The organism is Nguyenibacter vanlangensis (genome assembly GCF_013376155.1).
Classification (GTDB): domain Bacteria; phylum Pseudomonadota; class Alphaproteobacteria; order Acetobacterales; family Acetobacteraceae; genus Gluconacetobacter; species Gluconacetobacter vanlangensis.
This window is the reverse complement of the sequence record NZ_JABXXP010000189.1, coordinates 1-4,958: the sequence shown is the minus strand read 5'-3', so window position 1 is coordinate 4,958 and position 4,958 is coordinate 1. Positions and strand designations below refer to the sequence as shown.

At 67.3% G+C, this 4,958-nt stretch carries 5 protein-coding genes and 1 pseudogene; 5 read left to right on the top strand and 1 reads right to left on the bottom strand.

The genetic code is table 11. From position 1 onward, the window contains the following. Nucleotides 1-166: 166 nt before the first annotated feature. Nucleotides 167-1,258, bottom strand: a complete 1,092-nt coding sequence (locus HUK84_RS10280) for an LLM class flavin-dependent oxidoreductase (RefSeq protein WP_176640210.1) — start codon at nucleotides 1,256-1,258, stop codon at nucleotides 167-169. A gap of 153 nt (nucleotides 1,259-1,411) precedes the next feature. Here HUK84_RS10280 and HUK84_RS10275 point away from each other — a divergent pair, with 153 nt between their 5' ends. The 5 genes and pseudogenes from HUK84_RS10275 to HUK84_RS23185 form a co-directional block, all read left to right on the top strand. Then, entirely contained in the window at nucleotides 1,412-2,305 is an 894-nt protein-coding gene (locus HUK84_RS10275; protein ID WP_176640209.1) for a LysR substrate-binding domain-containing protein, read from the top strand. Between the two features lie 96 nt (nucleotides 2,306-2,401). Further along, nucleotides 2,402-3,100, top strand: a complete 699-nt coding sequence (locus tag HUK84_RS10270) for a peroxiredoxin-like family protein (RefSeq protein WP_176640208.1) — start codon at nucleotides 2,402-2,404, stop codon at nucleotides 3,098-3,100. Further along, nucleotides 3,090-3,629 carry a flavin reductase gene (locus HUK84_RS10265; RefSeq protein ID WP_317135273.1) on the top strand — a complete coding sequence of 180 codons (540 nt, stop codon included), beginning with the start codon at nucleotides 3,090-3,092 and terminating at the stop codon, nucleotides 3,627-3,629. Before HUK84_RS10270 ends, HUK84_RS10265 begins: the two co-directional genes overlap by 11 nt. A gap of 29 nt (nucleotides 3,630-3,658) precedes the next feature. Next, on the top strand, nucleotides 3,659-4,732 hold the full coding sequence (locus HUK84_RS10260; protein ID WP_176640206.1) for an ABC transporter substrate-binding protein: 1,074 nt from the start codon (nucleotides 3,659-3,661) through the stop codon (nucleotides 4,730-4,732). Further along, nucleotides 4,729-4,958: pseudogene (locus HUK84_RS23185) on the top strand (hypothetical protein); the annotation flags it as partial. The gene HUK84_RS10260 and the pseudogene HUK84_RS23185, both read left to right, overlap by 4 nt.

Genomic DNA, 4,958 nt, shown 5'->3' with positions numbered 1-4,958 from the left:
GTCCGCGCGGTCGAACCCGGCGGCGGCGTAATCCCAGGGCGCATCGGACTCACGGCTGGCATCGACGATGCGCAGACGCGATCCAAACCCGTCCAGCGCAGCGCGGACTTCCGGCCCCAACTGGTTGACGACGCGCGGCGGAAACGTGCCGGGCATGAAGCCGCCCCTAGGCCGCACGGTCCGACGCGGCCCGATCCTCGGCCGCGACCAGGCTGCGCACACGCGGGATCAGGTCGCGCCCATACACATAGGCATCCAGTAGCGGGTCGAAACCGCGGATCAGGAAAGTCGAGATGCCGATCCGGTAATAATCCAGCAGCGCCTCGGCGACCTGATCCGGCGTGCCGACCAGGGCGGTCGAATTGCCGCGCGCGCCGGTCAGGGCGGCAAGGCCGGTCCAGAGGCGCTTGTCCAGCCGCACCCCCTGTTCGGCCGCCGCCAGAAGACGGCGCGAACCCTCGTTCGGAATCACCGCCGGGCGCGCATATCCGGTGCGCTCCTGCAGGGCGCGGGCCGTTTCCAGGATATGGTCGGCCTTGCGCCAGGCTTCTTCCTCGGAGTCCGCCAGGATCGGCCGCAGGGACAGCGAGAAACGCGGCGTCCGCCCGTACGCCGCCGCCGCCGTGCGCACCCGGCTGACGGTTTCGTGCACCTGGGCGTAGGTCTCCCCCCACAGGGCATAGACGTCGGCATGGCGGCCCGCGACCGCGATCGCCTCGTCCGACGAGCCGCCGAAATAGACGGGAATGCCGCCCTGCCGATAGGGGCGGACCTGGGATCGCGCGCCCCGCACGTCATAGAAACGTCCCTGGTGGTCGAAGGGCGCCGTCGCGGTCCATTCCTGGCGGACGATGTCGAGATATTCGCCGGTCCGGGCGTAGCGTTCCGCCTTGGTGGTATGGTCCCCGTCCGCCTGCAATTCGACGTCGCTGCCCCCGGTGATGATATGGACCGCCACGCGCCCCCGCGTCAGATGATCCAGCGTCGCCAGTTGCCGCGCCGCCAGGGTCGGCGCCGTGAAGCCGGGCCGGTGCGCGATCAGCACCCCCAGGTCGCGCGTCACGCCGGCCACGTGCTGTGCCAGCAGCAGGCTGTCCGGCGAATTCGAATGAAAGGCGATCAGCGTCCGGTCGAACCCGCCATTCTCGTGGATCTTCGCCGCAGCCTCGACGTGCGCCGGGTCGATGACCGGGCCGGAAGGCGGGATGATTTCCGACTGGTTCTGGCCATTGACGAAGCCGATGAATTCCACAGACATCCGTACCTCCGGAAAATTAAACGATACATATATGTTGTTTGATACATTTGACGCTTGCAATGTGATGTTTATCAAGTCAGAAATGATCATCAAACGCATTTAGAACGTTAATATGAGCGTTTGCGGTCCATCATCGACGCGGAGGTTCCTGCCATGTCCCAAGCCACCGCGGCGATACCGCCGCAAAGAGCGGCACGGAATATCCCCACCGAACTGCTGCGCTCGTTCGTCGCGATCGCCGAATCGGGATCCATGGCGCAGGCGACGGACGTCATCTATCTGACGCAGTCGGCGCTGAGCCTGCAGATGAAACGGTTGGAAGACCTGCTGCAGCAGAAGCTGTTCCGCCGCGACGGAAGACGTCTGGCCCTGACGGCGGCGGGAGAGGATCTGGTGGGCTATGCGCGGCAACTGCTCGCGCTGAATGACCGGATCGTGCATAATCTGGGCCAGGTCGAGGACCCCGAGCCGATCACGATCGGTATGGTGCAGGATTTTGCCGACACCATTCTGCCGGACGTGCTGGGTCGCTTCCGGATGGAACATCCGCGCGCGCGCCTGATCGTGCGCGTCGGCGGATCCGCCGAATTGCTGGAGATGTTCGACCGTTCGCGCCTCGACCTGGTGCTGTGCCTGGGCCAGCACGGCGATCGTCCCGGCGCGCACTGGAAGGTGGTCGGCCATGACCGGATGGTCTGGCTTGGCGACCCCGCGACCACCGAGCGGGAAGAACTGCCGCTGGTCCTGCTGGAACCGCCCTGCCGCTTCCGCGACGCCGCGCTGCGCGCGCTGACCGGCACGCGACGCGACTATCGCATCGTCCTGGAAACCCCGAACCTGCCGGCGTTGCGCGCCGGTGTCAGGGGCGGATTGGGGGCCAGTTGCCGCACGCATCGCTTCGCGGCGGCGGAGGGGCTTCCGACCATTCCCCCGGGCATCCTTCCCGCGGTGCCGGACATCGAAACCATCCTGGTGCAGCGGGAGGCCTTGAGCGATGCGGCCCACGACCTGGGCGCGCTGCTGGCCCAGGCCGCCGGCGATTCATAAGAAATATCCAATCCTTCCTTGAAGGAAACTCCTTGGAAGGGAGCAGGCGCCCTGATCCATAGTCCGACGTCCCTTTTCCTGTTCAGGACTTATCCCATGGGTCTTCCCGTTTCCGATACTCCCCCGACGCTGCGTGAACGTTTCCGCAGGCTGGAAGACGAACGGCGGCGAAGCTGGACGGCCGAAGCCCTTGCCGTCAACCTGGACCAGCGCGAAGCGCTGGTGCGCGCGCACCCGCAGACCCGCCATGTCGCCGCCGGCGACACGCTGCCCCCGGCGGTGCTGCACCGGACCGACGGCAGCCCCCTGGCGCTGGACGACCTGGTGGCGCGGGGGCCGGCGGTGTTGATCTTCTTCCGTTTCGCCACCTGTCCAGCCTGCAACATCGCCCTGCCCTATTACAAGGAGACCCTGTGGCCCGCCCTTGCGGAAGCCGGCATTCCGCTGGTCGCGGTCGCGCCCCAGCCCGAAGCCCTGTTGGGCGAGATCGTCACGCGGCATGCCCTGCCCTTCGCGGTGGCGACCGATGGCGGGCTGGCGCTGTCCCGCGCGCTGGGCATCACCTATGTCTTCGACGATGCCTCGCGCGCGGCGGCCGAGGCGAAGGGCGGCAGCAGCCGGCAACTCAACGGCACGGACGCGTGGGAACTGCCCAAGCCGACGGTCATCGTCCTCGATCCGGGGCGTGTCGCGCGCTTCGTGGATATCGCGCCGGACTGGATGGACCGTACCGAGGCGCCGGTGATCCTGGCCGCGCTTGGCCTGTCGCAGGATGGGCAGTCCCGTGCCGCGTGACGTCGCCCTGCACCTGGCCGCAACGGAAAGCGTCGGGCCGGACGTCAGCCGCGACAGATTCCGCGACGCCATGAGCCGGCTCGGCGCACCGGTCGTCCTGGTGACGACGGACGGTGTGGCCGGTCGGCATGGCCTGACCGTTTCTGCGATCACCAGCGTCAGCGACGAACCACCGACCGTGCTGGTCTGCCTGAACCGGGCCAATCGCTCGCACGACGCGTTCCTGCGCAACGGTGTCGTGGGCATCAGCATTCTGGGCCAGGGGCATGATACGCTGGCGGCCACGTTCGCAAGCAGCCGGCTGTCTTCCGACGAGAAATTCGGCCACGGCGCATGGCGCGCGGACGGAAGCGGCGCCCCCTTGCTGGAGGATGCGCCGGTCACGCTGGATTGCACGATCGAGGCGCGTCATGCCGCGGGCAGCCATGACGTTCTGTTCTGCCGGGTCCGTTCGGTCGGACTGCATGCGCGGCCACGCCATGGCCTGGCCTGGTTTTCCCGCCGCTTTCATCTTCTGCCCGCCGATTGAGCGCGGAGTTCATTTCTCAAGGTCGAACCATGCCGGAAACACACAACCTGACCCGCCGCGCGTTGCTGGGGACCTCGCTTGCGTCTCTCGCGCCCCTACCCTTTCTACCGGACCGCGCGCGGTCTGCCACGATGGGGTCGATGGGTCATGACGACAGCCATTGCGCCGCCGCCGGCAAGGGGCTGGTGCCGCCCGTGCCCGGTCCGACCCGCAGATTGACCATCGCCTGGAACGAAAGCGCCGTCTGCACCGCCGCCGTGCCCGTCGCCAAGGCGAAGGGATTCTTCGCACGCTACAATATCGATGTCGATTACGTGAATTTCGCCGGCGCCACCGACCAGTTGCTGGAAGCCCTGTCCACCGGCAAGGCTGACGGCGCGCCAGGCATGGCGCTGCGCTGGCTCAAGCCGTTGCAGCAGGGATTCGACGTCAAGCTGGTCGCGGGCCTGCACGCGGGCTGCATGTATCTGCTGGCGCCGCCCAATGGCGGGATCAAGCAACTGGCGGACCTGCGCGGAAAAACCGTGGGCGTCACGGACATCGGCGGGCCGGATCGGAATTTCTTCTCCATCCGGCTGAAGGAAGCTGGCATCGATCCGGAAAGCGACGTGCAATGGCGGCAATATCCGGCCGACCTGCTGCCGGTGGCGCTGCAACGCGGCGACGTGCAGGCCATCACGGACGGCGACCCGTTTTCCTACCTGCAGAAACGGCAGTTCGGGCTGGCCGAGATCGACAGCAACATGCGGGGGGAATGGGCGCACATCGCCTGCTGCGTCATCGGCCTGCGCGGCAGCCTGATCCGCGATGAACCCGCGGTCGCAGCGGCGGTGACACGCGCGATCCTGGACGCCGGCGCCTGGCTGGCCTGCAATCCCGACGAGGCAGGCCGGATCTTCAAGCCCTATGCCGCCAAGGCAAGCGCCGAGGACATCGCCCAGATGATCCGGATCCAGGGTCATCACCACCAGACATTGGGATCGGCCTTCCGCGACGACATCGTGCGCTATGCCGACGCGCTGAAACAGATCGGCGTCTTCCGCCCCTCGCTCGACACGTCCCGCTACGCCCAGCGGGTCACGCAGGATCTCCTCGCCGCATGAGCCGCTCCCACTCGACATCCCTTGGCCTGGGCGCCGCCGATCATGCGTCCCCAGGCGACCAGGCAACCGCGCGTCGCCGCATCTTGTCCCGTGCCCCCTTGCCGCGGGTGCTGCCCTGGGCGGCGGGTCCGGCATGGTTCGTGGCCGCCCTGGCCACCTGGCGCTGGCCGGACGCCGACGATTTTCCGGACACGAACCAACTGGCCGCGCTCTTCCTCGTGATCGG